21 protein-coding genes and 2 tRNA genes are annotated in these 26,970 nt (G+C 60.7%); 11 read left to right on the forward strand and 12 right to left on the reverse strand.

What is annotated here, in order from left to right; all coding sequences use genetic code 11:
• The first annotated feature begins 52 nt into the window (after positions 1–52).
• Together MRBLRC7O_RS02265 and MRBLRC7O_RS02270 are read left to right on the forward strand one after the other, a co-directional pair.
• Positions 53–733: a DsbA family protein gene (locus MRBLRC7O_RS02265; RefSeq protein WP_003509078.1), complete on the forward strand. Its 681-nt coding sequence runs from the start codon at positions 53–55 to the stop codon at positions 731–733.
• 84 nt (positions 734–817) lie between these two features.
• Complete coding sequence (locus tag MRBLRC7O_RS02270) at positions 818–4,285, forward strand: chromosome segregation SMC family protein (protein WP_020812859.1); 3,468 nt, start codon at positions 818–820, stop codon at positions 4,283–4,285.
• Positions 4,286–4,772: 487 nt separating this feature from the next.
• On the opposite strand, the gene MRBLRC7O_RS02275 is transcribed toward MRBLRC7O_RS02270, so the two are convergent.
• Complete coding sequence (locus MRBLRC7O_RS02275) at positions 4,773–5,750, reverse strand: VOC family protein (protein WP_060723009.1); 978 nt, start codon at positions 5,748–5,750, stop codon at positions 4,773–4,775.
• Between the two features lie 228 nt (positions 5,751–5,978).
• Here MRBLRC7O_RS02275 and ppdK point away from each other — a divergent pair, with 228 nt between their 5' ends.
• A complete protein-coding gene (gene ppdK / locus MRBLRC7O_RS02280) occupies positions 5,979–8,705 on the forward strand; it encodes a pyruvate, phosphate dikinase (RefSeq protein WP_020812861.1) in 2,727 nt (908 codons plus the stop codon).
• On the opposite strand, the gene MRBLRC7O_RS02285 is transcribed toward ppdK, so the two are convergent.
• From MRBLRC7O_RS02285 to MRBLRC7O_RS02295, 3 genes are all read right to left on the reverse strand, one after another.
• Positions 8,683–8,955, reverse strand: coding sequence for a hypothetical protein (locus tag MRBLRC7O_RS02285; protein WP_020812862.1), 273 nt, complete (start codon positions 8,953–8,955; stop codon positions 8,683–8,685). The two genes, ppdK and MRBLRC7O_RS02285, sit on opposite strands and share 23 nt — an antisense overlap.
• Positions 8,956–9,139: 184 nt before the next feature.
• Positions 9,140–9,538 carry a hypothetical protein gene (locus MRBLRC7O_RS02290; protein WP_020812863.1) on the reverse strand — a complete coding sequence of 133 codons (399 nt, stop codon included), beginning with the start codon at positions 9,536–9,538 and terminating at the stop codon, positions 9,140–9,142.
• Positions 9,539–9,689: 151 nt separating this feature from the next.
• Complete coding sequence (locus MRBLRC7O_RS02295; RefSeq protein ID WP_031234452.1) at positions 9,690–11,054, reverse strand: dicarboxylate/amino acid:cation symporter; 1,365 nt, start codon at positions 11,052–11,054, stop codon at positions 9,690–9,692.
• Positions 11,055–11,411: 357 nt separating this feature from the next.
• Between MRBLRC7O_RS02295 and MRBLRC7O_RS02300 the strand changes: the two genes are divergently transcribed.
• Complete coding sequence (locus tag MRBLRC7O_RS02300; protein WP_080865937.1) at positions 11,412–12,332, forward strand: DUF1499 domain-containing protein; 921 nt, start codon at positions 11,412–11,414, stop codon at positions 12,330–12,332.
• A gap of 92 nt (positions 12,333–12,424) precedes the next feature.
• Here the strand turns inward: MRBLRC7O_RS02300 and MRBLRC7O_RS02305 are convergent, their stop codons facing one another.
• Complete coding sequence (locus MRBLRC7O_RS02305) at positions 12,425–13,333, reverse strand: MBL fold metallo-hydrolase (RefSeq protein ID WP_020812866.1); 909 nt, start codon at positions 13,331–13,333, stop codon at positions 12,425–12,427.
• 202 nt (positions 13,334–13,535) lie between these two features.
• On the opposite strand from MRBLRC7O_RS02305, the gene MRBLRC7O_RS02310 reads away from it, so the two are divergent.
• Positions 13,536–13,610: transfer RNA gene (locus tag MRBLRC7O_RS02310), tRNA-Gln, on the forward strand.
• 11 nt (positions 13,611–13,621) lie between these two features.
• Here the strand turns inward: MRBLRC7O_RS02310 and MRBLRC7O_RS02315 are convergent.
• The 4 genes from MRBLRC7O_RS02315 to MRBLRC7O_RS02330 all read right to left on the reverse strand — a co-directional run bounded on the left by MRBLRC7O_RS02315 (position 13,622) and on the right by MRBLRC7O_RS02330 (position 17,023).
• Entirely contained in the window at positions 13,622–13,933 is a 312-nt protein-coding gene (locus MRBLRC7O_RS02315; protein WP_080865938.1) for a type II toxin-antitoxin system RelE/ParE family toxin, read from the reverse strand.
• Complete coding sequence (locus tag MRBLRC7O_RS02320; RefSeq protein WP_003509025.1) at positions 13,923–14,204, reverse strand: ribbon-helix-helix domain-containing protein; 282 nt, start codon at positions 14,202–14,204, stop codon at positions 13,923–13,925. Before MRBLRC7O_RS02320 ends, MRBLRC7O_RS02315 begins: the two co-directional genes overlap by 11 nt.
• A gap of 293 nt (positions 14,205–14,497) precedes the next feature.
• Positions 14,498–16,213 (reverse strand): malate dehydrogenase (quinone), encoded by a 1,716-nt coding sequence (gene mqo / locus MRBLRC7O_RS02325; protein WP_162690752.1) that lies wholly within the window; start codon positions 16,211–16,213, stop codon positions 14,498–14,500.
• 387 nt (positions 16,214–16,600) lie between these two features.
• Entirely contained in the window at positions 16,601–17,023 is a 423-nt protein-coding gene (locus MRBLRC7O_RS02330) for a hypothetical protein (RefSeq protein ID WP_003509022.1), read from the reverse strand.
• Between the two features lie 264 nt (positions 17,024–17,287).
• Here MRBLRC7O_RS02330 and MRBLRC7O_RS02335 point away from each other — a divergent pair.
• Positions 17,288–17,364 (forward strand) — tRNA-Pro (locus MRBLRC7O_RS02335).
• An 821-nt stretch (positions 17,365–18,185) separates the two neighbouring features.
• Here the strand turns inward: MRBLRC7O_RS02335 and cysN are convergent.
• From cysN to MRBLRC7O_RS02350, 3 genes are read right to left on the reverse strand one after another with little or no spacing between them, the layout of a single operon-like run.
• Positions 18,186–19,670, reverse strand: a complete 1,485-nt coding sequence (gene cysN / locus MRBLRC7O_RS02340; RefSeq protein ID WP_020812869.1) for a sulfate adenylyltransferase subunit CysN — start codon at positions 19,668–19,670, stop codon at positions 18,186–18,188.
• Complete coding sequence (cysD, locus tag MRBLRC7O_RS02345) at positions 19,670–20,623, reverse strand: sulfate adenylyltransferase subunit CysD (protein WP_045018182.1); 954 nt, start codon at positions 20,621–20,623, stop codon at positions 19,670–19,672. The genes cysN and cysD overlap by 1 nt, the downstream gene beginning before the upstream one ends.
• 28 nt (positions 20,624–20,651) lie before the next feature.
• Positions 20,652–21,434, reverse strand: coding sequence for a phosphoadenylyl-sulfate reductase (locus tag MRBLRC7O_RS02350; RefSeq protein WP_367727287.1), 783 nt, complete (start codon positions 21,432–21,434; stop codon positions 20,652–20,654).
• A gap of 204 nt (positions 21,435–21,638) precedes the next feature.
• On the opposite strand from MRBLRC7O_RS02350, the gene MRBLRC7O_RS02355 reads away from it, so the two are divergent.
• The 5 genes from MRBLRC7O_RS02355 to MRBLRC7O_RS02375 all read left to right on the forward strand — a co-directional run bounded on the left by MRBLRC7O_RS02355 (position 21,639) and on the right by MRBLRC7O_RS02375 (position 26,576).
• Positions 21,639–22,079 carry an RrF2 family transcriptional regulator gene (locus MRBLRC7O_RS02355; RefSeq protein WP_003509013.1) on the forward strand — a complete coding sequence of 147 codons (441 nt, stop codon included), beginning with the start codon at positions 21,639–21,641 and terminating at the stop codon, positions 22,077–22,079.
• Between the two features lie 498 nt (positions 22,080–22,577).
• The gene (locus MRBLRC7O_RS02360) at positions 22,578–23,603 is read left to right on the forward strand and encodes a sulfate ABC transporter substrate-binding protein (RefSeq protein ID WP_003509002.1); all 1,026 of its coding nucleotides are present in this window, start codon (positions 22,578–22,580) and stop codon (positions 23,601–23,603) included.
• Between the two features lie 198 nt (positions 23,604–23,801).
• Complete coding sequence (gene cysT, locus MRBLRC7O_RS02365; protein WP_003509001.1) at positions 23,802–24,659, forward strand: sulfate ABC transporter permease subunit CysT; 858 nt, start codon at positions 23,802–23,804, stop codon at positions 24,657–24,659.
• Positions 24,652–25,524 (forward strand): sulfate ABC transporter permease subunit CysW, encoded by an 873-nt coding sequence (cysW, locus tag MRBLRC7O_RS02370; RefSeq protein ID WP_020811680.1) that lies wholly within the window; start codon positions 24,652–24,654, stop codon positions 25,522–25,524. Before cysT ends, cysW begins: the two co-directional genes overlap by 8 nt.
• Before the next feature lie 11 nt (positions 25,525–25,535).
• A complete protein-coding gene (locus MRBLRC7O_RS02375) occupies positions 25,536–26,576 on the forward strand; it encodes a sulfate/molybdate ABC transporter ATP-binding protein (RefSeq protein ID WP_003508997.1) in 1,041 nt (346 codons plus the stop codon).
• Positions 26,577–26,970 lie beyond the last annotated feature (394 nt).

Below are 26,970 nucleotides of genomic sequence, written 5' to 3' on the forward strand. Positions count from 1 at the left end.
TCGCTATATCGGAATCAACGGACAATAGAGTCTATTACCAACAGGTGCTTTCATGCATTTTCCCGAACTGACCATTTCCCGTCGCAGCCTTCTCGGCGGCGTTGCCCTTGCTGCCGTTGCCACGGCCCTGCCGTTTGCCTTCATGCCCGGTATCGCCGAGGCGCAGGAATTGCCTGAATCCACCGGTGACGTGGATATGGCTGCGGTGATGAAGCCCGGCCCGCTGCCGGAAGCCGCACTCGGCGATGCCAACGCACCCGTCAAGATCGTCGAATATATGTCGATGACCTGCCCGCACTGCGCCAACTTCCACAACAAGACCTTCGAAGAGATCAAGAAGAAGTACATCGATACCGGCAAGGTTTATTTCGTGCTGCGCGAATTCCCGTTCGATCCGCGCGCCGCTGCCGCCTTCATGCTGGCGCGCTGCGCACCGGAAGGACAGTATTTCCCCTTCGTTTCCATGCTGTTCAAGCAGCAGCAGAGCTGGGCTGTCGCACAGGATGCACGCGCCGCCCTGCTGCAAATGTCGAAAATGGCCGGTTTCTCACAGGAGTCTTTCGAGGCCTGCTTGACGAACCAGAAACTTCTGGATGATGTGAACGCAACGATGCAACGCGGTGCGACGGAATTCGGCGTCAACTCCACGCCGACTTTCATCATCAACGGCAAGAAATACGCAGGAGACATGTCGGTTGAATCCATGTCGGCTGTCATCGACAAGCTGCTCTGATTGCCGAAGCCTTAAAGGAACGGGCGGCGGGTATTTCCGTTCGCCCGTTTTTTATTGCCGTTTTTCTGTCTGGAGCATGGCGGCATGAAGTTTAACAAGCTCCGCGTCGTCGGTTTCAAGTCCTTCGTCGAACCCTCCGAATTCATCATCGAGCCGGGCCTGACCGGCGTTGTCGGTCCCAACGGCTGCGGCAAGTCCAATCTGGTGGAGGCGCTTCGTTGGGTGATGGGCGAAAACTCCTACAAAAACATGCGCGCATCCGGCATGGATGATGTCATTTTCTCCGGTTCCGGCAACCGCCCGGCCCGCAACACCGCCGAAGTCGGCCTCTATCTCGACAATTCCGACCGTACCGCGCCTGCCGCCTTCAACGATGCCGATGAAATTCAGGTGACACGCCGCATCGAGCGCGAAAACGGCTCGGTCTACCGCATCAATGGCAAGGAGGCGCGCGCCAAGGACGTGCAGCTTTTGTTTGCTGATGCCTCCACCGGCGCGCGCTCGCCCTCCATGGTGGGGCAGGGGCGTATCGGCGAGCTCATCAACGCCAAACCGCAGGCCCGCCGCCAGCTTCTGGAAGAGGCGGCCGGCATCTCCGGCCTGCATTCGCGCCGCCACGAGGCCGAGCTCCGCCTGCGCGCCGCCGAGACCAATCTGGAGCGGCTGGAGGATGTGACCGCCCAGCTGGAAAGCCAGATCGAAAGCCTGAAACGGCAGGCGCGGCAGGCCAACCGCTTCAAGATGCTGTCAGCCGATATCCGCGCCCGCGAAGCGACCCTGTTGCATATTCGCTGGGTAGAGGCGAAGGAAGCCGAGGGCGAGGCAGAAAGCGCGCTCAATCAGGCCACCAACATCGTCGCCGAAAAGGCTCAAGGCCAGATGGAAGCGGCCAAGCAGCAAGGCATCGCCAGCCTGAAGCTGCCGGAACTGCGCGAAGATGAAGCGCGGGTGGCCGCCGCCCTGCAACGCCTGCAGATTGCCCGCACCCAGCTGGATGACGAGGCGAACCGCCTGCTGCGCCGCCGCGACGAGCTGGCGCGCCGTCTCTCGCAGCTTGGCGAGGATATCGTCCGCGAGGAACGTCTTGTTTCGGACAATGCGCAAATCCTTGCACGGCTCGATGAGGAAGAGGCCGAACTCCTCGAAATCCTCTCCGATTCCGGCCGCCATGCCGAGGAGATGCGCGAAGCTTTCGAAACCGCCGCTATCAAACTGGCGGAAAGCGAAGCCGTCTTTACCGCAATCACCGCCGAGCGGGCCGAAGCGTCCGCCGCCCGTCAGCAATTGGAGCGGACGATCCGCGATCTTTCCGATCGTAAGCTGAGGCTGGAACGGCAGTCGCAGGAGGCCTCCGCCGAGATCGAGGCCATCGATGAAAAACTCTCCGGCCTTCCCGATCCTTCGGAACGGCGGGAAGCTGTCGAGGCGGCAGAGATTGCGGTCGAGGATGCCCTGATCGTCGCTGACGAAGCCGAGGCCGCTGTCGCCGAGGCGCGTTCCGCCGAAGCGCTGGCGCGCGGGCCTCTGGAAACGGCGAAAAACCGGCTGAACGCGCTCGATACGGAAGCACGCACCATCACCAAAATCCTTGCCTCCAGCGCCGCCGCCAATGGCAGCTTCACGCCGGTGGCGGAAGAAATGACGGTGGAGCGTGGCTTTGAAGCGGCGTTGGGTGCCGCCCTCGGCGACGATCTCGAAAGCCCGCTTGACGCCGCCGCCCCCGCCTATTGGGCCGGCAATGGCGACGGGGCGGGTGATCCCGCCTTGCCGCAGGGCGTGACGCCGCTGCTCGATTACGCCCAGGCGCCAGCGGCTCTCCGGCGCGCGCTTGCACAGATCGGCGTCGTCTCCGGCACGGCGGAAGCCCAGAGACTACTGCCATCACTCAAGGTCGGCCAGCGGCTGGTGACGCGCGAAGGCGCGCTGTTCCGCTGGGACGGCCATATCGCCAGCGCCGATGCGCCGGGTGCTGCAGCACTTCGCCTGTCGCAGAAGAACCGTCTCGCGGAAATCGAAGCCGAACTGGATGAGGCCCGCTCCATTCTGGAAGAGGCCGAAGACCAGCTTGCCTCCAGAACCGAGGACATAAGAAGCAGCGAGTTGCGGCTTTCGGAAGTGCGTGACAGAAGCCGGCTTGCGACCCGCCAGCTTGCCGAGGCGCGCGAGGCGCTGACATCAGCCGAAAGGGCTTCCGGCGATCTTCTGCGCCGCCGGGATATCGTCTCGGAAGCGCTGAACCAGATCGGCGCGCAGATCGACGAGATCGCCGTTCAGGAAGAAAATGCCCGCATCGAAATGGAGGACGCGCCTGATCTTTCCGTGCTCGATCTACGCCTGCGCGAAAGCCAGCTGGAAGTCGCGACCGACCGCGGCCTTCTGGCGGAAGCTCGTGCCCGCCACGAAGGCGTGAGCCGCGAGGCGGAAAGCCGTCAGCGCAGAATTCAGGCGATAGGGCAGGAGCGTTCCACCTGGCAGTCGCGTGCGGCAAGCGCCGCCGACCATATCGCCACGCTGCGCGAGCGCGAGGAAGAGGCGCGCGAGGAAATCGCCGAGCTGGACATAGCGCCCGAGGAATTCGACGAGAAACGCCGCAACCTCCTCAACGAATTGCAGAAGACGGAAGACGCCCGCCGCGAGGCTGCCGATCGGCTCGCCGAGGCGGAAAACCTGCAGCGCGCCGCCGACCGGGTGGCTGCAACGGCGCTTTCGGAACTGGCCGAAGCCCGCGAAAAGCGTGGCCGTGCCGAGGAGCGGCTGGTCTCCGCCCGCGAGAAGCGGCAGGAAACCGAACACCGCATCCGTGAAACGCTGAATACCGAGCCGCATATGGCGTTTCGCCTGACGGGCCTTGGTCCTGACCAGCCGAAGCCTGACATTCGTGATGTCGAACGCGATCTCGACCGGCTGAAGATCGAACGCGAGCGGCTGGGCGCTGTCAATCTGCGTGCCGAGGAAGAGCAGGCCGAGCTCTCGGCCAAGCTTGCGGCGCTCATCAAGGAACGAGACGACATCATCGATGCCGTTCGCAAGCTGCGCGCCGGCATCCAGAACCTCAACCGAGAAGGCCGCGAACGGCTGATCGCCGCCTTCGATGTGGTCAATTCGCAGTTCCAGCGGCTGTTCACCCATCTTTTCGGCGGCGGCACGGCGGAATTGCAGCTGATCGAATCCGATGATCCGCTGGAAGCGGGGCTGGAAATCCTCGCCCGTCCGCCCGGCAAGAAACCGCAGACCATGACGCTATTGTCAGGCGGCGAACAGGCGCTGACGGCGATGGCGCTGATCTTCGCGGTTTTCCTCACCAATCCCGCACCGATCTGCGTGCTGGACGAAGTGGATGCGCCGCTCGACGACCACAATGTCGAGCGTTACTGCAACCTGATGGACGAGATGGTGGCTTCCACGGAAACCCGCTTCGTCATCATCACCCACAATCCCATCACCATGGCGCGCATGAACCGCCTGTTCGGCGTCACCATGGCCGAACAGGGCGTGTCCCAACTGGTGTCTGTTGATTTGCAGACTGCCGAACAGCTGCGCGAAGCCGTCTGAGGCGGCTTTTCCGGGAGCCAGCCCCGACTTTTGCTCAATGTGAATTTATCTTGCCGTATCACCCATTCGGGTGAGCGACATCACGCAGCATTTTGATATGTTTTCCCCAAGAGCCAAAGGGTTCTCTCCAGACCCCACCATCCGGTTTCCTGTACCGGATGGAATGCCTTGCGAGGCCGCTGCCGTGGCCTCGCAAGGCTTTCTTTTCCGGGTTCACAGAGTGAGATGGCTGTATGGCGGTAATCGTTTCCGGGGAACAAACCTCCTCCGTCATACCGGCCTTGAGCCGGTATCTAGCCAGCCCAAGTCCTTGGGCTGAAAAGACTCTTCCCGTTGCGCAGACGCATGTCGGCTGGATTCCGGCTCAGGGCCGGAATGACGGAAGGAGGAGACGCAGCGAATCCCTGTAAACACTTGGCCTGCTGCAACCGCCAATGGCGCAGTTTGCGAATTTCTCCACGCATGATGCACGGAGGCCTACCATCACTCACCCCGGCACCAGCCGCAGCCGCGTGCCCCAGGGGTCGATCGCTTCCACGACATTGTTCTCCATCTCCACCAGCACGTAACCGGCGGCCCGCAGCCGCGTTTTCTGCGCCTCGAGATCGGCGGGATTGCGAATGGTGAGAGAAAACCAGTCGAGGCCGGTTTCCATGGCGTTGCGTTCCTTCGCGCCGCGGCTGTTCCATGTATTCACCGCCAGATGATGGTGATAGCCGCCGGAAGAGAGGAAAGACGCGTCCGAGCGCGCATCCTGCGTCGGTCGCAGGCCGATGGCCTCTTCGTAGAAGGCGCGGGCGGTGGCGATTTCGCCGACCCGCAGGTGAACGTGTCCGATGCGCATCCCCGCTGGGGCTGTCTCATAATCGCTTCTTTTGGTGTCGGTCAGCTTCACGAGATCATCAATATCGAGTTGTTCGGTGCCCATTTTCACCACGCTGCCGCTCCAGACCCAGGTGTCCTTCGGCCGGTCGCTGTAAACCTCGATGCCGTTGCCTTCGGGATCGTTGAGATAGATCGCCTCACTGACATTGTGATCGGCAAAACCTGACAGCGGCACCTGCTTCAGCGCCGCATGCACCAGCCAGCGCGCCAGATCCTTGCGGGAGGGCATCAGATAGGCGATGTGGAACAGGCCGGCGGAGGTGGGGCTTTCGAAATCCGCGGCCGGCTTGTGGACGAGATCGAGCAGCGGAACAGTGCCAACGCCGAGCGTCACGCCTCTGGCCGTGCGTTCCACCTCGTTCATGCCGAGAACCGAACGGTAATAATCGATCATTGGATCGAGTTCGCGCACCCGAATTGCGGCCTGGCCGATATGCATCGGCGTCGTCAGCGCAAAGGGAAGGGCAGAGGCGGCCCCTGCGACGGATACTGCGCCTTCGGCTCTGAGCGCCCCGGCAAGCGCGCTGGCGGCGCAGGAAATTCCGGCAAATTTAAGCGTATGGCGGCGGGTAAATTGCATGAATAATCTCTTTGTCGGCGATTTGAATGGCTTAGGCAACACTCCGTTTCAGCGCACTACACGAATGCGTCAATCATGGCGTTATTCGGCCTTTACGGCAATTCTGGCGCGCAATTTGCCGCAATTATGCTGCACTGCGATGTAAACTGCACGTTGCGGCGTTCCCAACATGCCGGCAATGCTGTAGATGATAGAAAAATGACAACGCTTCTGGGTGGAGAGCGTGGAATGAAAAAATGGGTTTATACCTTCGGCAACGGTGCTGCCGAAGGCAGGGCAGGTGACGTTGCGATATTGGGCGGCAAGGGCGCGAACCTTGCCGAAATGGCAAGTCTCGGCCTTCCCGTCCCCCCCGGCCTCACCATCATAACCGATGCCTGCGCCCTTTATCACAAGAATGGCCACGATCTTCCCGAGGACCTGAAGCTGCAGGTCATGGCCGGCCTGCACGGCATGGAAACCGTGACCGGCAAGACCTTCGGCGGCAGCCAGTCGCCGCTGCTCATCTCCGTCCGTTCCGGCGCGCGCGCTTCAATGCCCGGCATGATGGATACGGTTCTCAATCTCGGTCTCAACGACCGCACCGTCGAGGCGCTGGGCCACGATGCGGGCGACGCCCGTTTTGCCTGGGATAGCTACCGCCGCTTCATCCAGATGTATGGCGATGTCGTCATGGGCCTCGACCATGAAATGTTCGAGGAAATTCTCGAAGACGAAAAAGGCCGCCTCGGCCATGAATATGATACCGACATGTCGGCGGTCGAATGGCAGCACGTCGTTTCGCTCTACAAAAAGCTGATCGAGGATGAGCTGGGCGAAGCCTTCCCGCAGGACTGTCACGTCCAGCTATGGGGCGCGATCGGCGCGGTTTTCGCCAGCTGGACCAACCACCGCGCCGTGACCTACCGGCACCTGCACAATATTCCGGGCGACTGGGGCACGGCCGTCAACGTTCAGGCCATGGTCTTCGGCAATCTCGGCTCGTCCTCGGCAACGGGCGTCGCCTTCACCCGCAACCCTTCGACGGGCGAGGCGGAGCTTTACGGCGAGTTCCTCGTCAATGCTCAAGGGGAGGACGTGGTGGCGGGCATCCGCACGCCGCAATCCATCACCGAAGCCGCACGTCTTGCCTCCGGCTCCGACAAGCCTTCGATGGAAAAGCTGATGCCGGAGGCTTTCGGCGAATTCCTGGCGATCTGCAAGCGGCTGGAAAACCACTATCGCGACATGCAGGATCTGGAATTCACCATCGAGCGCGGCAAGCTCTGGATGCTGCAGACCCGTTCCGGCAAGCGTACCACCCGTGCCGCCATGAAGATCGCCGTCGATATGGTCGAAGAAGGGTCGATCTCGCAGGAGGAAGCCGTCTGCCGTATCGAGCCCTCATCGCTCGACCAGTTGCTTCATCCCACTATCGATCCCGGCACATCCCGCCCCATCATCGGCTCCGGCCTGCCGGCCTCGCCGGGGGCGGCGACGGGTGAAATCGTCTTCACCGCGGAAGAGGCGGTTGCGGCGGAAGCCGAAGGCCGCCGCGTCATTCTGGTGCGCATCGAAACCAGCCCGGAAGATATTCACGGCATGCACGCCGCCGAAGGCATTCTGACGACGCGCGGCGGCATGACCAGCCACGCCGCCGTGGTGGCGCGCGGCATGGGCATTCCCTGCGTCACCGGCGCCGGCTCCATGCGCGTCGACATGCGCAACAAGGTGCTGATCGGCGTCGGCTGCATGCTGAAACGCGGCGATGTCATCACCATCGACGGTTCGTCAGGCCGGGTGCTGAAGGGCGAGGTGCCGATGACGCAGCCGGAACTCTCAGGTGATTTCGGCAAGCTGATGCAATGGGCCGATGGCCTGCGCCGCATGACGGTGCGCACCAATGCCGATACGCCGGCTGACGCCCGCGCCGCCCGCGCCTTTGGCGCTGAGGGTATTGGGCTGTGCCGCACCGAACATATGTTCTTCGAGGGCGACCGCATCCATGTGATGCGTGAGATGATCCTTGCGGAAAGTGAAAAGGGCAGACGGGCAGCGCTCGACCAGCTTTTGCCGATGCAGCGTTCGGATTTCACCGAACTGTTCCAGATCATGCACGGCTTGCCGGTGACGATCCGCCTGCTCGATCCGCCGCTGCACGAATTCCTGCCGAAGACCGATGGCGAGATCGTCGAGGTGGCCGCCGCCATGGGCATGCCGCAGACGGTGTTCCGCCAGCGGCTGGATGCGCTGCACGAATTCAACCCCATGCTCGGCCATCGCGGCTGCCGGTTGGCGATTTCCTATCCCGAAATCGCTGAAATGCAGGCGCGCGCCATTTTCGAGGCCGCCGTTGCGGCGGCGCGCATCACCGGGGCTCCTGTTGTGCCAGAGATCATGGTGCCGCTGGTCGGCCTCCGGTCAGAGCTTGATTACGTCAAGGCCGTCATCGACACGGTGGCGGCCGAGGTGGCGGAAGAGACCGGCATGACGCTGGAATATCTGACCGGCACGATGATCGAGCTGCCGCGTGCGGCCCTGCGCGCCCATGTCATTGCGGAAGCCGCGGAGTTCTTCTCTTTCGGCACCAACGACCTGACGCAGACCACCTTCGGCATTTCCCGCGATGACGCGGCGCGCTTCATCAATACCTATCAGCGCAAAGGCATCATCGAACGAGACCCGTTCATCTCGCTCGATTTCGACGGTGTGGGCGAACTGATCCGCATTGCCGCCGAACGCGGCCGCCAGACGCGGCCGGAGCTGAAGCTAGGCATTTGCGGTGAACATGGCGGCGACCCGGCCTCGATCCATTTCTGCGAGGATGCGGATCTTGACTACGTCTCCTGCTCGCCTTTCCGCGTGCCCATCGCGCGCCTTGCGGCGGCGCAGGCGACGCTGGCCGCAAGGTCGAAACAGGGGGAAACCCCAAGCAATGTCGCCTTCATCCCCGTCAGGGGTTCTGTTGGACGATGATGCGCCGCTCCACCACCACGGGGCGGTAGAACATGTCGCGGTTCATCTGCGCCTGCCAGGCGCGGTTGTCGGCGCGGCGGTCCATTTCCAGATCGAGAAGGCAGCCTGCCATCGGGTCCGTGCCGGGGCGGAACCCATACCCCCGGCATGTCGCCTCATCCCGCGCCCGGCGCTCTTCCGGCGTCAGCGTCTGGCAAGCGGTGAGCGCCAGCATAGTGGCAAGCGCACCGAAGACGATGGAAACGCGCATTTTGTTTCTCCCTTAACATGACAGCCGTACGGCACTTTTATTGCCGCGATTGATACGCCTGTTTTGATATGGGGAAAAGCCGCGTTGGGGTGGAAAGTTGCATCAATCCGCCATGGGGAAAGGCCCCGCAAGCGGCGATAGCCGGATCGGTTCAGACAGGGCAGCGCGACGTTGCAAAACCTGTTCAGGAAACGCGCAAGAAAGACGGCGGGAACAAACCCTGTTGAATAAGCCAGTCACCGACCAGAACCGTGAGGATGGCGATGAGGACAATACCACCGATAAATGCGAAGAGGCCGAGCGTGGCGTGCGTCCACCGGCGGGTTTGATAGAGATAGATCGCAAGCCCGATGGGTGCGAGCAGAATGGTCGCGAGTTTGGCGGCAGAACTGCGCCGAAGGTCCCGCTTTTCGGCATCCTCTATCTGCCACCAGGCAAACAGCGTGATGATGCCGACCATCTGCACCAGATCATTTGCGGTAAAGGAACTTGGAGGTCCGGCAGGCCAGACGGCCGCGTCGATGAGAAGCCCGAGGGATATGAAGGCGAGCAGGCCGACATAGATCCAGTTACGTTTCACCATGCACAGGTTCCGCCGAAAGATGCGTTGTTGTCTGTGCCGTTATCGCTATCGATCGAACCATCTCCGTCAACCCCAAACTCTCATGGAGCAACGGACATGGCCCTCGTTGGGGCGTCTCCGTTTTACCGGAAACGCCCCATGATGATCGCAGTCAGGCCGCCACGACTTCCCGGTCATCGAGTGCATCGATGTCCTTGGCGTTGTTATAGACGGCCTCGTTGAGGATGCCCTCGCGCTTGGCGACGATGGTGGGCACCAGCGCCTGACCGGCGACGTTGACCGCCGTGCGGCCCATGTCGAGGATAGGGTCGATGGCGAGCAGCAGCCCCACACCTTCCAGCGGCAGGCCGAGCGTGGAGAGTGTCAGCGTCAGCATCACCACCGCGCCCGTGAGGCCCGCCGTTGCGGCAGAGCCGAGCACCGAGACGAAGACGATCAGCACATATTCCTGAATGCCGAGCGGCACCTGGAAGAACTGCGCAATGAATATCGCCGAAATCGCCGGATAGATCGCAGCGCAGCCGTCCATCTTGGTGGTGGCGCCGAGCGGCACGGAGAAGGCGGCATATTCGCGCGGCACGCCGAGGCTCTTTTCCGTCACGGTTTCGGTGACGGGAAGCGTGCCGATGGAGGAGCGCGAGACGAAGGCGAGCTGGATGGCCGGCCATGCGCCAGCAAAGAAGCGAGACGGCTTCAGGCCATGGGCGATCAGCAGGGTCGGATAGACCACGAACAGCACCAGCGCCAGACCGATATAGACGGCCGCCGCATACCAGCCGAGCTGCGAAAGCGTCGTCCAGCCATATTGGTCAACCGCACGGCCAAGCAGGCCGATGGTGCCGATGGGGGTGAGGCGGATGACCCACCACAGGATTTTGCGCACGATGGCAAGCAGCGACTGGTTGAAGGCGAGGAACGGCTCCGCCGCCTTGCCCGCTTTCAGCGCGGCAACGCCGAAGGCGATCGACACCACGAGAAGCTGCAGCACGTTGAAGTTCAGCGAGGTGCTGCCGGCGCCGTTGTTGATTTTGGTCGAGGCTTCGAGGCCGAAGACGTTGGCCGGGACGAGGCCCTTCAGGAAGTCGAGCCAGGAGCCGGTGGAGGAGGGTGCCGCCGCTGCCGTATTGGCAATCGCCGTATTGACGCCCGGCTGGATGACGAGGCCGAGCACGATACCGATAACCACCGCGATCAGCGCGGTGATGGCAAACCACAAAAGCGTCTGCCAGACGAGCTTTGCCGCGTTGGAGAGGTTCTTGAGATTGGCGATGGAGGCGACGATGGCCGTGAAGATCAGCGGCGGAACCAGAGCGCGCAAAAGCTGTACGAAAATGCTGCCGATGGTCTGCAGCGTCACCGAAAGCCAGTTCGGACTGCCGGCGGCATCGGGACCGATGTTGCGCGCGACGAGCCCGAGCAGCAGGCCGATGACCATGGCGATCAGAACCTGAAAGCCGAAATTGCGATAAAAGGGTTTAGGCCCGGAGGGGCCGGCGGACGTCGTTGCCTGTGACATGACATGTCTCTTTATTGTGCAAGAAAACGAGAATGTTGCACTTTTTACACGCATTCTCGAGGGAGGTCGCTGAGGATACGCCGATTTCCTCAGCAATTAAGGGATGAACGTGCGTATTTGTTGCGTTGTCGGGGAATTATTCTCGCAAATGGCGAATTCTCAGAAAAATGTTTCGCCCCATCGCGCTTCCGTTCCCGGCCCCTGACGTGAGGTTTTCGCATTTTGGCTTGCGGATCAAACCCGTCCTTTGTTTTCCTCGCCGTAAATCCGGTCTATGACATCATATGCAGGTGATTCCCTGCCAGAATTCGGGTGCAACGCTTTTTAGCCAATGCGATCTAACGGATATCCGCTTTCATGACTGTGCGTTTCGTCCGGCCTTTTTCGGTTGCAGCCTATCTTTCCCGGTATCTGGGTCTTGCGGCGCTTGTGCTGTTTCTCATCGCCGCCGGCATCCATCGTTTCGGGCCGCTGACGACGCCTGACCTCGTCGGTCTGCTCGTCGTTGCCGCCGGCATCGCTCTTGCGGCCGTACTTCTGGCGCTGATCGGCCTAGAGCGGCTGTGGACCAAGGGTGCGCGCGGCGGCCTTTCGGCGCTGGCGGCGTTGCTTCTTTCGGCGCTGCCGCTCGGCGTGGTCGGTTATGGCTCCTATCTTTATTGGCAGCAGCCGAAGATTTACGACATTTCCACCGACCTGAGCGATGTGCCGGAATGGCTGGTGACGCCCACGGCCAATCAGCAATGGCTGGTGCGGCCCGCTGTCATCACCAAGGCCGACCGCGATGCGCAGATGGAGGCCTATGCCAGCCTCGCCGGCCGCCGTTATGAAGGCGCGATCGACCGCATCTATGCCGCCGCGAAGAAAATGGCCGCCGCCCAGACTATCCGCATCACCCACACAAAGGGGGTGATCGGGGCGGAAGACGCGCCCTCTGCCGGCATTCCCGAGCAGGACAGGACACAGCCCGCGGAAGAGGGGCCGGTGGAGGACCTGCCCTCCATCGTGCCGGTGCCCATGGCCCGCCCGACTGACGCGCCATTGCCCACCTTTTTCAATGGCAGCGGTGTTGTGCTGATGCAGGGTGAAACCCGCACCCGCATCTGGGGCCTGCGTTTCGATATCCTCATTCGCCTGAAAGAAGAGGCGGAAACCACCATCGTCGATGTCCGCGTCGCTTCCCGCTACGGCCCACACGATCTCGGCATGGGGGCGGCGATTGCGGAAGCCTATCTCGATGCGCTGGATGCGGAGATGCAGGGGCTGAACGACAACTGAGGCTATTTGTCTTGTTGTGGCACCCGCTCGTTCCCCGTCGAACGGGCGGCGAGCGACGAAAGCATCGTGAGAATTCGCGCGTCAAAACCTCATCACGCCGGAAAATATTCGCCCAGCAGCGAAGGCGCACCATCTGTCCGCACTTCGCCCTTTTCGATCAGGTCCTCTATATGCGCCAGCACGGAAAGGGCGGCCGCGCCGTGCAGGCGCTTGTCGGTGCTGGCATAGATCACCTTCACCATATCGGCGATCAGCCGGTCGCCTTCGCGGATGCGCTTCAGAACCGCCTTTTCCCGCATACGTCGATGAGCGCGTAGCCCGCGCATGAAGGCCGAGGGATCGGTGACCGGGCCGCCGTGGCCGGGCAGGAACAGCCGGTCGTCGCGGGTGAGCAGCCTCTCCAGCGAGGCCATGTAATCGCTCATCGCCCCGTCAGGAGGTGCGACGATGGTGGTAGCCCAGGCCATCACATGATCGGCGGAAAAGACGATGCCACTGCCATCAAGCGCGAAGGCGGCGTGGTTGGCCGTGTGCCCCGGCGTATGCAGCGCGGTCAGCGTCCAGCCGTCGCCGGAAAGGCTCTGCCCATCGCCAAGCGCGATATCGGGCACAAAAGCCGTATCGGAACTTTCGGCAAAGGGATTGGTCTCGCCCACATGCAGCGGCCGGGCGGCGCGATGCGGACCTTCCGCCACCGTCAGCGCGCCGGTCGCCGCCTTCAGCCGCCGGGCGAGCGGCGAGTGATCGCGATGGGTGTGGCTGACGAAGATATGGGTGACCTCGCGGCCATCAAGCGCCGCCAACAGCGCCTGAAAATGTGCCTCATCCTCCGGGCCGGGATCGATGACGGCAACAGAGCGGTCGCCGACGATGTAGCTGTTGGTGCCGTGAAAGGTGAAGGCGGAAGGATTGTTAACGGTGATGCGCTGGATGAGCGGGGCGACAGGAACCGCCTCGCCATAGGCCGGCCTGAAATCGAGATCGAATGCCGGGTCCGCCATCGAGACCTCCTGAAAAATGCCATGCCAGCTTGAGCCACGGCCTCAACCGCGCCACCGCCCAAGCCCTAACATGCGAACTTCGCCACGGCACCCAAAAAGCTTGGGTTTTGTGAAAAAATTGGTCGCCGGGTCATTGCCGGGCCGGGCAGGCTTTGATAATCAGGCCCGGTTCGGGCAGCGGCGTTTCGCTTCACTGCCCTGTTGGGGCGTCGCCAAGCGGTAAGGCACCGGTTTTTGGTACCGGCATTCCCAGGTTCGAATCCTGGCGCCCCAGCCATCTATTCCAAGTCAGAACAACGTTCTCAAGTCCCTGCGGCCATCGATCACGCGAACGATTTCGACGGAACGTATTTCGTCGCCATTGGTATCCGGCACGGTTTCGTAGAGAATGACGTAAGGTGCCTCGATGAGCATGCGGGCAGATGGAAAAATTTCCGGGTGGCGTTCGCCCAGATGAGGATGGTCAATCAGACTCTCCGCTCTAGCGCGGAATCGAGCAAAATATCGCTCCGCGGCCAAGGGCTGCGACTTGCCGATATCGACATATATTTTCTTCACATCGCTGCGTGCGCGGGGCGTCCAGACAAGCTTAATGGTCACGATTTTTCAATGAAGCCAGTTCTGCACGCGCTTCATTGAGCATCTCGTCAAAATCCACTTCGGTTGAACCGCCACTGGCTTTGCCCTCGCTCCACAACGCGCGCAGCTTGGCGATGTCGTCGCGTCGTTGAACCCATTTTGCCGACCAGTCTCGCATCGCTTCACGGATAACTTCGCTGCTGCTGGCATAAGCACCGCTTTCCACGGCGTCGCGCAATATTTCGGCGTGCTGGGACGTCACCGAAACGCTGATCTTTTCAACGTTGGCCATGTCATTTCTCCATGGATATTTGGTAGGAATTATTACTACCAAATGGTTTTTGACGCGAGATATTTTTCGACGCCTTCAATGGCAATGGATTGGTGTGCACCGGATGCCGGGAGGCCGGAAAACCTCTCCTTCGTCATGCTCGGGCTTGTGCCGAGCATCTGCGAGGGATTGATTTTATTGAGCGTGGCAGATTCTCGGCACAAGGCCGAGGATGAGGGGGCGGGCGGAGTAGAACAAAAACGCCGCATATCCGGAGATACGCGGCGTTCTAATTCGAAAATCGCAGCTAAGCCTTAAAGCGCGATATCCGGCACCTTCTTCACCGGCGCACCCGCAGGTGCTGCACCGGCGCCCTTCAGCGCCTCAAGGTCAATCTGCGGCGGGGTCGGCAGCTGCAGGTGTTCGGCGGTGTAAGCCCATTCCTGATGCACCTTTTCCGGGTCGTCATTGAGCTTGGTGCCGTAGCTCGGCACGATCTGGCGAAGCTTCGTCTGCCATTCCGGCGTTGCAACCTTGTCCTTGAAGACCTTTTCGAGAACGCTGAGCATGATCGGTGCTGCGGTGGAAGCGCCCGGCGAAGCGCCGAGCAGGCCGGCGATGCTGCCATCCCCTGCGGCGACGACTTCGGTGCCGAGCCTCAGCACGCCGCCCTTTTCTTCGTCGCGCTTGATGATCTGCACGCGCTGGCCTGCCTGCCACAGGCGCCATTCGCCCTGCTTGGCATTCGGGAAATATTCCTTCAGCGCGGCAAAACGGTCGTCATCCGACATCATCAGCTGGCCGGCGAGATACTCCACCAGCGGATATTCGTCGATGCCCACCCGCACCATCGGCCAGGCATTGCTTGTGGTGACCGAGGAGACGAGGTCGAAATAGGAGCCTTCCTTCAGGAACTTGGTGGAGAAGGTGGCGAAAGGTCCGAACAGGATAACGCGCTTGCCACCCAGCACACGGGTATCGAGATGCGGCACCGACATGGGCGGCGAGCCGACCGAAGCCTTGCCATAGGCCTTGGCCAGATGCTGCATCGTCACGTCAGGGTTTTCGTTGATGAGGAACGAGCCGCCCACCGGGAAACCGGCATAATCGTCCGCTTCGGGAATGCCGGACATCTGCAACAGATGCAGCGCGCCGCCGCCGGCGCCGATGAATACGAATTTCGCGTCCACCACCTGTTCGGCATCGGTCTTGGTGTTGGTGTAGGTCACGCGCCAGCTGCCATCGGCATTGCGCTGAATGTCGGAAACCTCGCTATTGACCTGAAGGTCGAAATTCTGGTCGCTCTGCAGATGCGATACGAACTGGCGGGTGATTTCGCCGAATTCCATGTCGGTGCCGAGCGGCGACCAGGTCGCGCCGATCTTCTGGGAAGGATCGCGGCCTTCCATCATCAGCGGCACCCACTTCTTGATCTGCTCGGGATCGGTGGAAAATTCCATGCCGGCGAAAAGCGGGCTGGCTTTGAGAGCCTGATAACGCTTTTCCAGATAGGCGACGTTCTCGTCACCCCAGACGAAGCTCATATGCGGCGTGTGGTTGATGAAGGAGCGCGGGTTCTTCAAGACGCCGTTGCGCACCTGCCAGGCCCAGAACTGCCGGGAAATCTGGAAGGATTCGTTGATGTTGACGGCCTGGGTGATCTTGATGTTGCCGTTGTCGTCTTCCGGCGTGTAGTTGAGCTCGGCAAGCGCGGAGTGGCCGGTGCCGGCATTGTTCCAGCCGTTCGAGCTTTCAAGCGCCACGCCGTCCAGCCGTTCCAGCATCTGCATCGACCAGGTGGGCTCCAGTTCGCGCAGCCAAACACCGAGCGTCGCGCTCATGATGCCGCCGCCGATCAAAAGCACATCGACCTTCTTGGCGGCCGTATTGGCGAGAAGCGGAGAAGAGGGCAGCGCCGCTGCGGCAATTCCGGCGAGCGCACCGCCCAGAACCTGTCGGCGGTTCAGCGGAAATGCATTGGAGAGATCAGTGAGCTGGGATTTGTCTTGATCGATGGGAGTCACGGCCATACCTGATTCTTGTTTTGTGTTAAAAACATTCCTCCCGATCGCCCCGTTACAGCAAAGCGCAAATCGGCACAACCCGGACTCATTCACTCCAGTTCAAGCGTTTTTGCAGGGATCTGGCCGGGACATATGGTCGCGCCGGCGAATTTTGCACATTTGCGGATCGTCATTTTTAGGGCGGTGAAGATTAGGCGATGCTTTCAAACGGTTGAAAGGGTTCTCTGCGCCCGATATCGCAAAAAGCCCGCCCGGCTGCACCTTGCCGGCCATCACGGCTGGCGCAATGCCGCTGCGGGCCGATTTTTTTCAGAAAAATGACAAAAATCCCGAAAAAGTGAAAAGGCCCGCCGGTTCGGGCGGGCCTTGGTGCGTTCGGTTTATGACCGAAGATCAGTTTGCGGCGAGGAATTCCGCGCAATAGCTTGGGCCGTTGACGCCGGGGCGGTCGGAGACGGTGCGCACGGCGGTGATCTTGTAGTCGCTGGAAACGACGAGCTGCACGGTGCAGGAGAGCGACGCGGTGCGGGCCGGCGAGATCTGACGACCCTTCTTGCCATCCTTGCCCTCTTCGAACCTGGCCGGAATGGTGGCCTTCTTGTAGCCGCCGCGCCAGTTATAGACCGTGGAGCTGCCGGTTTCCGTGTCGCTCAGCGGTGGGCCGAATTTTGCGAAGAAAATACCTGCGGACTGGCCGACCCAGCGGGTCTCAACGGGGCTCTTCTGGGTGAAGGAGGGAGTGGAGCCGCCCGTGGAGGTGGTGCAGGCCGAGAGCGCAATGGCAAACGCTGCGAGCGTTACGCTGCGAGATAGCATGGTGAAATGTCCTTTGTGCCGTGTCCGGCTTCCCGCCGGTCATTCCGTTCCCCTAGCAGATTTGGCGACGGGGGGCAGGGGAGGTGGGCGGCTTGACGAAAATTTCCTGCCACAATTGCTTTTTTGTAACGTTTTGAGGCCTTCCAGCCGGTGCCGCAGGCGCTTGGCAGGGCTGTTTCAACGGATGGGAAAAACTTGTCATAAAAAATGCAATAAGCCGCTTGTCGAATGCCGGAGGCTGGTCTATAGAAGCGCCGCTGGTCACGGAGTGTAGCGCAGTCTGGTAGCGCACGTCGTTCGGGACGACGGGGTCGGAGGTTCGAATCCTCTCACTCCGACCAGCTTGAAGCCCAATAGATACAGCGGCTTGCAACTCATCCCGATACTTCCTGAAAATCTCAAGGTCAAAGCCTTGCACCGAAACCGTCGCTGTTAAATCAGAACCGGTTGGAATGCATCCGTCGCTCTTGCCTGAAAATCAGGGCACAGATGCGGATAGGCGCCTTCAAACTCCCGTTCTTCAATTGGTGTCTGCTTAGGGGCGGAGAGCGTTTCCTGCTCGCAGATGTGAAACCGCACCGTCGCCTCAGCCGCGCGCCCGAACAAAAGAGGCCCGTCGCTCCGCCAAGCGCCAGGCCTCAATGTCGCGGCCTTGTTTCAGGGGACGCGCGACACGGACCGTCTTAGAAGCGTCAATTCTCGTCCACAATCCAAGAAGTTATCCATGACAGTCACGAGCCCTGAATTTCGGGGCCATCGACATGATCAACTTATCGCGATCAAAAAAGAGGCCCGCTGTTTTTTCAAACAACGAGCCTCTGTTGGGCCGCTTGGCGGAGCGACCGCATGCAAATTCGCCTTTTGCGCATGAACGTCGAATGAACAAACGGCTTTCTGCGTGGCCGAGAAACAACCCGTAAAAATCAGGATAGCAACATGGATCGGAAAGCCGCCTCAGCCGTTATCTAACCATACAACAATGGAGGATAACATGCTGAAGGGTATTGCACTGTGGGCTATGGGCGTTCCGGTCGTGGTGATTATTCTGCTTTATATGTTCGTGTTTTAAACTGATCCCAAGTCTTTTACACGGAAGAACCTCTCAAACTAAAAAGGCGACCGTTCTGACGGTCGCCTTTTTGTTTGTCCATGCCCGTGCCTGTCAGCTGAGGTCGCCGATCAGCCGCGAGGCTGTGGCAGCGTCCGTGCGGCGGATGTCGATTTCGTCGCGGTGTCTTGCCAGGAGTTCGCTCGCCAGCAGCTTTTCCGCGAGATCGGCGGGCAGCGAGAGAATCACGCGGTCACCCTGTTCTTCCGTCGCGCCGACGCTCCGCTTGCCGGCAATCATGCCGCCCGCCACCGTGTTGTTGGTGTCGGGGTCGATCAGGATGAACGAGCCGGTTGAGCGGTTCTGTTCGTAGGCATCGAAGATCGCCGTCTCGTCGAAGGAAAGCCGCACCTTGCCGATGGCGTTCATCGGCAGCGAGGTCTCATGCGCCTGCCATTCGCCTTCCTTGAGGTTGAGCTGGCTGACGGGCTGGACGCTGACACGCTGGCGGCGGCTGCCGCTTTTCAGCCAGTAGCGCTTGCCCGCTTCGATGCCGCCCGGCTGCAACGCGACGATCTGCGCGTCGAAGGCAAGACCCGTCTGCGGCTGCGCCTCGATGGAGACGATCATGTCGCCGCGCGACACGTCCACCTGACGGTCGAGCACGAGCGTGACGGCGTCACCGGCGACGGCCGCATTGCGCACCAGATCGAAAGTCACGATCTGCTTGACGTTCGCGACCATGCCTGACGGCAGGATGACGACGCTGTCGCCCGGCTTCACCGAGCCGCCGGCAACCGTGCCCTGATAACCGCGGAAGCTCTCGCCGGGGCGCGACACGCGCTGTACGGGCAGACGGAAGCCGCCCGACTGCGCGGAGCGAACGGTTGCAAGTTCCAGCGTTTCCACCAGCGTCGGGCCTTCATACCAGGGCATGGCGGCCTTGCCTGACAGAACGACATTTTCGCCCTTCAGCGCTGACATCGGTATTGCCGTGATCTGCTTGATGCCGAGGTTGGAAGCGAACTCGCGGAATTCGTGGGCGATCAGCTCGAAACCGGCCTTGTCGTAATGTGTCAGGTCGATCTTGTTGACGGCCAGCACGAACTGCCGGATGCCCATCAGCGCCGCGATGGTGGCGTGGCGGCGTGTCTGTTCCAGAATGCCGGTGCGCGCATCGACCAGCAGCACGGCGAGATCGGCCGTGGAAGCGCCGGTTGCCATGTTGCGGGTATATTGCTCGTGGCCGGGCGTGTCGGCCACGATGAAGGCGCGCCGGTCGGTGGCGAAATAACGATAGGCGACATCGATGGTGATGCCCTGTTCGCGCTCCGCCTGAAGACCGTCCAGCAGCAGCGCGAAATCGGGCAGGCCGAGATCGTTCTGCTTGCCGCTGTCGCGGTGCAGGGTGGCGGCCTGATCTTCCTTGACGGCCTTGGTGTCCCAGAGAAGACGGCCGATCAGGGTCGACTTGCCGTCATCCACGCTGCCGCAGGTGATGAGCCGCAGCGGGCGCGTATCGCGCGCCGCCTTCGAATGTTCTGCAAAGGGCAGGATGGTAGCGGAAGAGGAGGGGGTGTTGGCGGCTGCGGCGCTCATCAGAAATACCCCTCGCGCTTCTTTTTCTCCATGGAACCGGACTGGTCGCGGTCGATCGCGCGGCCCTGCCGTTCGGAAACCGTGGCGATTTCCAGCTCGGCGATAACCTCCTGAAGCGTTGCGGCTTCGGAACGGATCGCGCCGGTCAGCGGGAAGCAGCCGAGCGTGCGGAAGCGGATCGAGCCGTGCTGAACCTCTTCGCCGGGCAGCAGTTCAAGGCGCTCGTCTTCGGCGAGGATCATCATGCCGTCGCGCTCGATGTAAGGACGCTCGGCAGCGTAATAGAGCGGCACCAGCGGAATGTTTTCCGCTTCGATGTAACGCCAGATATCGACCTCGGTCCAGTTGGAGAGCGGGAAGGCGCGAACGCTCTCGCCCTTGCGGACCATGCCGTTATAGATGTTCCACAGTTCCGGGCGCTGGTTGCGCGGGTCCCATTTGTGGTCGGGCGTGCGGAAGGAATAGATGCGCTCCTTGGCGCGGCTTGCTTCCTCGTCGCGGCGTGCGCCACCGAAGGCCGCGTCGAACTGGCCGGCATCGAGTGCCTGACGCAGCGCTTCGGTCTTCATGATGTCGGTGTAGAGCGCCGATCCGTGGGAGAAGGGCGTCACGTTTTCCGTCTCGCCGCGCGGATTGGTGTAGGAGATCAGGTCGAGATCATATTCCTTGACGATCTTGTCGCGGAATTCGATCATTTCCTTGAACTTCCAGCCCGTATTGACGTGCAGCAGCGGGAAGGGCACGCGGCCGGGGAAGAAGGCCTTGCGCGCCAGGTGCAGCAGCACGGAACTATCCTTGCCGATGGAATACAGCATCACGGGATTGTCGAATTCGGCGGCAACTTCGCGGAAGATGTGAATGGCTTCGTTTTCAAGCGCCTTCAGATGGGGATCGAGCGGCGGCTTGGATGCGACAGTATTCTTGCTGTCCGTCTCGTGGACTGCGTTGGACATTGTGAACTCCGGAAAATGTACTGAATGATTATCGTTGCGGGATGGCGGAAACGGCGGGTGTCTGTTCCGCACCGGCGACGTGAAGACCGCATTCGCGCTTCTCGTCGTTTTCCCACCACCATCGACCGGCGCGCTCAGGCTCACCGGGCTTGATGGCGCGTGTACACGGCTCGCAGCCGATGGAGGGGTAACCACGCGCATGCAACGGATTGACGGGAATGTTTTCGGACGCGACATAGGCGTTAATCTGGTCGATGTCCCAGTCCGCCAACGCATTGATCTTGATGAGATTACGCTCGGCGTCGAACTCGGCGAAAGGCGTGGTCGCACGGTTGCCCGACTGGCCGCGCCTGAGACCGGTGATCCAGAAGGCAGCGCCATCAAGCGCCTTGCCAAGCGGGATCAGCTTTCTGACATGACAGCAGGCGTGACGCGCCTCGATGCTTTCGTAAAAGCCATTGAGGCCGTATTTTGCGGCATAGGCGTCGATGTCATCCTGCTCGGGCCGGAAGCGACGGATTTCAATGCCGAAACGTTCCTCGGATTCATCGATGAGATCGACGGTTTCCTTGAACAGACGGCCGGTTTCCAGCGTCACGACATCGATTGGCAACCGGTGTGTACCGATGGCGGCGGTGATGACCTGATCTTCGATGCCGAGGCTGGTGGTGAAGACCGCACGGCCGCCGAGACCAGCGATGAAGGAAAGTCGTCCCGCAAGATCGAGCCCGGCAAGCGTGGCGTCGAGGGATGCGGTATCGGCAGAGGCATTTGCTGAATTGATCGTCATTGTCACGTCCGGGATTTCCATGGCCGATTATTGTTGAAATCAGGCCTCCGGAACAGAAATGACAGTCTTTGTGCGCTGCACTTGAGAGCAAAAATGCCTCACGCGCGCTTTGTATGAGCAAAAGATGCCCGTTCACCTTCTTTGCAGCTTGGATTTGAATTGTGACAACTTCTGCGCTAAGCCGGAATTGCCGGGTTTCCGGGCTTGTGGTCTACTGGTTTTACGATGATTTCGCAGAAGGCAAAATATGCGCTGAGGGCGCTTCTCTCGCTGGCAAAGGCCGACGGCGGCTGTCCTGTGCAGATTTCCGATATTGCCCGTGAACAGGCCATTCCGAAAAAATTCCTGGAACAGATCCTTCTCGAAATGAAGAAGGAACGCATCGTCGAAAGCAGACGTGGCAAGCAGGGCGGTTATCTCCTGGCACGCCCGGCCTCTGATATCACCTTCGGCGAGGTGCTGCGCCTGATCGACGGGCCGCTTGCCCCCTTGCCCTGCCTCTCGCAGACCGCCTATCGCCGCTGCGAGGATTGCGATGGCGAGAAGCAGTGCGAGATACGCCACGTCTTCGCCCGTGTGGCCGATGCCACCCGCAACATCCTTTTCAACACCACTGTTGCCGATGCCGTGGCCGGTGTTGAAGTGCCCGAGCTTTTGACGGCTTAGCCATCGGCGCAATAGGTGTGCAGTACGGTCCCTCCACCCTCATTCCTGTGCTTGTCACAGGAAACCAGTCGATGCGCGTCTGCGCGGCGAAAAGACTCTTCTCAGCCCAAGGACTTGGGCTGGCTGGATTCCTGTGACAAGCACAGGAATGAGGGTGGGAGGGGTGCGTCGCGACCGCCGGGAGCTTGAGCCTGCCATGCCGATGGACTGGTGGACGCTGCATGTCCCCCCCCATCCCCTCATACCGCTCAGACGAAAAAATCGTCTAAAACCCCATAATATTTTTCGCTATCGCGGCAAAAAATCGTCAAAAATGTGAAATGCTTTTGCATTCAGAAAAGTTTTACACGACGCTTGTTGCGCCTTTCGCTTATGCTGCGCTGTATTTGTTGCCCGGGGAAACGCTCTCGGGAAACACTTTTTCGATCGTATTCGGCCTCATTGACCAACTCTACTCAACCGGTAGAGTTAAGCCATCGCAATCAGGAGGGAATACCGATGTCCAAGCTTCTGTCCGGTTTGAGCGTTGTTGCGCTTAGCCTTTCACTGGCACTTGGCGGCGCTGGCTCGGCCGCCGCGCAGACCAAGCTGCTCAACGTGTCCTACGACCCGACCCGTGAACTCTACAAGGATTTCAACGAAGCCTTCGCCAAGAAGTGGAAAGCGGATACGGGTGAGGACGTCACCATCCAGCAGTCGCATGGTGGTTCCGGCAAGCAGGCGCGCTCGGTTATCGACGGCCTTGAGGCCGACGTGGTGACGTTGGCGCTGCAGAGCGATATCGACGCCATCGTCCAGAACTCCGGCAAGATCAACAAGGACTGGCGCACCCGCCTGCCGCATAATTCCTCGCCTTATACCTCGACCATCGTGTTCCTGGTGCGCAAGGGAAACCCCAAAGGCATCCATAACTGGGGCGATCTGGTGAAGGGCGACATCCAGATCGTCACGCCGAACCCGAAGACCTCGGGCGGCGCCCGCTGGAACTATCTCGCAGCCTGGGCCTGGGCCAATGAGGAATTCAAGGGCGACAAGGACAAGATAAAGGCCTATGTCGGCGAGCTCTACAAGCGCGCTCCCGTTCTCGATACCGGCGCCCGCGGCTCCACCGTAACCTTTGCACAGCGCCAGATCGGTGACGTGCTGCTGGCCTGGGAAAACGAAGCCTATCTTGCCGGCCAGGAATTCGGTGCTGACGCATTCGATATCGTCGTGCCGCCGATCTCGATCCTTGCCGAACCGCCGGTCGCCGTGGTTGACGCCAATGTCGACGCCAAGGGAACACGCAAGGCAGCGGAAGCCTATCTGCAATATCTCTATTCCGACGAGGGCCAGAATATTGCGGCGAAACACTTCTACCGTCCGTCCAACCCCGCCGTGGTCTCCAAGGATCTGCTGAAGCAGCTGCCCGACATCAAGCTCGTCACCATTGACGACCCGCAGTTTGGCGGTTGGGCCAAGGCGCAGCCGGAACATTTCGGTGACGGCGGCATCTTCGACCAGATTTACAAGCCCGCAAAGTAAGCGGATGATGGGCTGAGGAGAAACAGCCCGCCCGCAAGGGACGTTGAAAAACAGCAGCTGGATCGACCGGACACCGTGCCGGTCGATCCTTTATAATAAACGCCGGGGAACACCGGCTCCCAGAGAGCATTTCCAGGAAAAGTGGACCCCGGTTTTCTCTCCGGAAATGCGCCAAAACAAAGATTATCCGGAGCCTTGATGAGCAATAATACATCCGGAAACAGGTGGAAATGGCGGCAGTCGAGCGTCATACCGGGCTTCGGCCTGACGCTTGGTTACACAGTGACCTATCTGTTTCTCATCATTCTTATTCCGCTGGGCGGCCTTATCTGGTCCACGGCGAAACTGGGTTTTTCAGATTTCATTGCGATTGCCACCGATAGCCGCACGCTGAATGCACTGCGCGTCAGCTTCGGTACGGCGTTTCTGGCGGCACTGGTCAACGCGGTTTTCGGCGTCATCGTCGCCTGGGTCCTGACCCGTTACCGTTTTCCCGGCCGCCGATTTGTCGATGCCATCGTCGATCTGCCCTTTGCCCTGCCGACGGCAGTGGCCGGTATCGCGCTCACCACGCTTTATGCCAATCGCGGCTGGGTCGGTTCGCTGTTCGAACCCTTCGGCATCAAGATCGCCTTTACGCCGACCGGCATCGTCATTGCGCTGATCTTCATCGGCCTGCCTTTCGTGGTCCGCACCGTGCAGCCGGTCATGGAAGAGATCGACCGTCAGGTGGAGGAAGTGGCGGCCACGCTTGGCGCCAACCGTTTCCAGACCATTACCCGCGTTCTGCTGCCGAGCCTCACGCCCGCGATCCTTACGGGTTTTGCGCTCGCCTTCGCGCGCGGTGTCGGGGAATATGGTTCGGTCATCTTCATCGCCGGCAATATTCCTTACGTGTCGGAAATCGCGCCGCTCCTCATCGTCATCCGGCTGGAGGAGTTCAATTATGCGGCCGCGACCGGCATCGCCACCATCATGCTGATCATCTCGTTTGCCATGCTGTTCCTCATCAATCTCATTCAGGCCTGGAGCCGCAAGAGGTACGGCTATGTCTGAGACCGCTCCCCGCACGTCCCCCCGGCCGTTCCGCGACCCCGCCAGCGAGAGTTTTCCCGCCCGGCTGGCATTGATCGCGATAGCCTTTGTGTTCCTCGCTGCATTTCTGGTCCTGCCGCTGATATCGGTTTTCTTCGAAGCCTTCCGCAAGGGTGCGGAAAGCTTCTGGGAGGCGATCGTCGAACCGGATGCGCTCTCCGCCATCCGCCTGACACTGCTCGTCGCCGCCATTTCGGTGCCGCTCAACCTGATCTTCGGGGTTGCCGCCGCCTGGGCGATTGCGAAATTCGAATTCAAAGGCAAGGCGTTCCTGATCACGCTCATCGACCTGCCGTTTTCGATCTCGCCGGTCATATCGGGCCTTGTCTATGTCATCCTGTTTTCCTCGCACAGCGTGCTGGGGCCATGGCTGAAGAGTTACGGCATCGAGATCCTCTTTGCGGTGCCGGGCATCGTGCTGGCCACCATCTTCGTCACCTTTCCTTTCGTCGCGCGCGAATTGATCCCGCTGATGCAGGAGCAGGGCAATGGCGACGAGGAGGCGGCGATTTCGCTCGGCGCAACCGGCTGGCAGACCTTCTGGTATGTCACGCTGCCGAACATGAAATGGGGCCTGCTCTACGGGGTGCTGCTCTGCAACGCCCGCGCCATGGGCGAGTTCGGCGCCGTCTCGGTGGTATCGGGCCATATTCGCGGCGAGACCAACACCATGCCGCTGCATGTCGAGATACTCTATAATGAGTACAATATGGGTGCGGCCTTTGCGGTGGCGACGCTGCTGGCTGGTCTGGCGCTCGTGACGCTCGTTCTCAAAACCATTCTCGAAATACGCTTTGGCGCGGGCAACGCAGCCGGCAAGCATTGAAAGGCATATTCATGGAAGTGAAAGTTTCCGGCATCACCAAGCAGTTCGATCGCTTTCCCGCACTGAACGACGTGTCGCTCGATATTCGTTCCGGCGAGCTGATCGCTCTGCTCGGTCCCTCCGGTTCCGGCAAGACGACGCTGCTGCGTCTCATCGCTGGCCTGGAGCAGCCGACCAAAGGCCACATCTTCTTCGGTGACGAGGACGCCTCGCACCGCACGGTGCAGGAGCGTAATGTCGGTTTCGTCTTTCAGCATTACGCGCTGTTCCGCCATATGACGGTGGCGGAGAACATCGCCTTCGGCCTGAAGGTGCGTCCTTCCGCCAAGCGCCCGCCGAAAGCGGAAATCCGCAGGCGCGTGTCCGAGCTTCTCGACATGGTGCATCTCTCCGGTCTCGAAAAACGTTACCCCACCCAGCTTTCCGGCGGTCAGCGCCAGCGCGTGGCGCTTGCCCGCGCCGTCGCCATCGAGCCGAAGGTCCTGCTTCTCGATGAACCTTTCGGCGCGCTCGACGCCAAGGTTCGCAAGGAGCTGCGCCGCTGGCTGCGTGAATTCCACGACCGCACCGGCCACACCACCGTTTTCGTGACCCACGATCAGGAAGAGGCGCTGGAACTGGCCGACCGCGTCGTCGTCATGAGCCAGGGCAAGATCGAACAGGTCGGCACGGCGGACGATGTTTATGACACGCCCAATTCCCCCTTCGTCTTCTCCTTCATCGGCGAATCCTCCAGCCTGCCGATTACGATCCGCGACGGCCATGTACTGTTTCAGGGAGAGAGCATCGGCATCGATGAGAGCGGCACGGGCGAGGGTGAGCTTTTCTTCCGTCCGGAAGATGTGGTGCTGACGCAGGAGAAGGACGCGCTTTACGGCAAGGTCACCACCTGTCGCCGCCTCGCCGGCACCCGCATCGCCGAAATCGACATCGCCAATAACGGCCACGAGCCCTATCACCTCGAAATCGAGGTGCCGCTCAACGCCGCCGTGGCCGTGGGCGCGGAACTGCGCTTCCGTCCGACGCGGTGGAAGGTGTTCGGGAAGAAGTAGGGGAGGTATCGCGGAGGCAGTTGACGGTTTGTTGCGACCTGCAGTTCCTCCGTCATACCGGCCTTGAGCCGGTATCCAGCCAGCCCAAGTCCTTGGGCTGAAATGACTCTTCCCCGCCGCGCAGACGCGCGTCGACTGGATTCCGGCTCAAGGCCGGAATGACGGGGAGAGTGAGGCTACCGCGAACGCCATCAAATGCCGCTTTTGCCGCGTTAGTTCACGCCCGGATTTCCACGCTGACCCGTCTCAATCCAGAAACGGAAAAGGGCCGCCGAAGCGACCCTTCCATGAGCTTGGTCCTGTTTACAGACCCGGGACTGTTTCTCAACGTTCCGAAGGCAAGATGTCTTACGCCGAGGGCTGCCCCGTCGAAAACACACCCTTTCCATTGCCT

Origin of the sequence: Agrobacterium radiobacter, assembly GCF_040801995.1 — a bacterium.
In the GTDB taxonomy this organism is placed as follows: domain Bacteria; phylum Pseudomonadota; class Alphaproteobacteria; order Rhizobiales; family Rhizobiaceae; genus Agrobacterium; species Agrobacterium radiobacter.

Bases quoted from the DNA above. Each gene is read 5' to 3' on its own strand.
- MRBLRC7O_RS02355 (WP_003509013.1), top strand. From the start codon at position 21,639: ATGATTTCGCAGAAGGCAAAATATGCGCTGAGGGCGCTTCTCTCGCTG.
- MRBLRC7O_RS02270 (WP_020812859.1), top strand. From the start codon at position 818: ATGAAGTTTAACAAGCTCCGCGTCGTCGGTTTCAAGTCCTTCGTCGAA.
- MRBLRC7O_RS02320 (WP_003509025.1), bottom strand. From the start codon at position 14,204: ATGGCCAACGTTGAAAAGATCAGCGTTTCGGTGACGTCCCAGCACGCC.
- MRBLRC7O_RS02265 (WP_003509078.1), top strand. From the start codon at position 53: ATGCATTTTCCCGAACTGACCATTTCCCGTCGCAGCCTTCTCGGCGGC.
- MRBLRC7O_RS02350 (WP_367727287.1), bottom strand. From the start codon at position 21,434: ATGGAAATCCCGGACGTGACAATGACGATCAATTCAGCAAATGCCTCT.
- MRBLRC7O_RS02305 (WP_020812866.1), bottom strand. From the start codon at position 13,333: ATGGCGGACCCGGCATTCGATCTCGATTTCAGGCCGGCCTATGGCGAG.
- MRBLRC7O_RS02300 (WP_080865937.1), top strand. From the start codon at position 11,412: ATGACTGTGCGTTTCGTCCGGCCTTTTTCGGTTGCAGCCTATCTTTCC.
- cysT (WP_003509001.1), top strand. From the start codon at position 23,802: ATGAGCAATAATACATCCGGAAACAGGTGGAAATGGCGGCAGTCGAGC.
- MRBLRC7O_RS02275 (WP_060723009.1), bottom strand. From the start codon at position 5,750: ATGCAATTTACCCGCCGCCATACGCTTAAATTTGCCGGAATTTCCTGC.
- MRBLRC7O_RS02290 (WP_020812863.1), bottom strand. From the start codon at position 9,538: ATGGTGAAACGTAACTGGATCTATGTCGGCCTGCTCGCCTTCATATCC.
- cysD (WP_045018182.1), bottom strand. From the start codon at position 20,623: ATGTCCAACGCAGTCCACGAGACGGACAGCAAGAATACTGTCGCATCC.
- cysN (WP_020812869.1), bottom strand. From the start codon at position 19,670: ATGAGCGCCGCAGCCGCCAACACCCCCTCCTCTTCCGCTACCATCCTG.
- ppdK (WP_020812861.1), top strand. From the start codon at position 5,979: ATGAAAAAATGGGTTTATACCTTCGGCAACGGTGCTGCCGAAGGCAGG.
- MRBLRC7O_RS02285 (WP_020812862.1), bottom strand. From the start codon at position 8,955: ATGCGCGTTTCCATCGTCTTCGGTGCGCTTGCCACTATGCTGGCGCTC.
- mqo (WP_162690752.1), bottom strand. From the start codon at position 16,213: ATGGCCGTGACTCCCATCGATCAAGACAAATCCCAGCTCACTGATCTC.
- MRBLRC7O_RS02360 (WP_003509002.1), top strand. From the start codon at position 22,578: ATGTCCAAGCTTCTGTCCGGTTTGAGCGTTGTTGCGCTTAGCCTTTCA.
- MRBLRC7O_RS02375 (WP_003508997.1), top strand. From the start codon at position 25,536: ATGGAAGTGAAAGTTTCCGGCATCACCAAGCAGTTCGATCGCTTTCCC.
- cysW (WP_020811680.1), top strand. From the start codon at position 24,652: ATGTCTGAGACCGCTCCCCGCACGTCCCCCCGGCCGTTCCGCGACCCC.
- MRBLRC7O_RS02330 (WP_003509022.1), bottom strand. From the start codon at position 17,023: ATGCTATCTCGCAGCGTAACGCTCGCAGCGTTTGCCATTGCGCTCTCG.
- MRBLRC7O_RS02295 (WP_031234452.1), bottom strand. From the start codon at position 11,054: ATGTCACAGGCAACGACGTCCGCCGGCCCCTCCGGGCCTAAACCCTTT.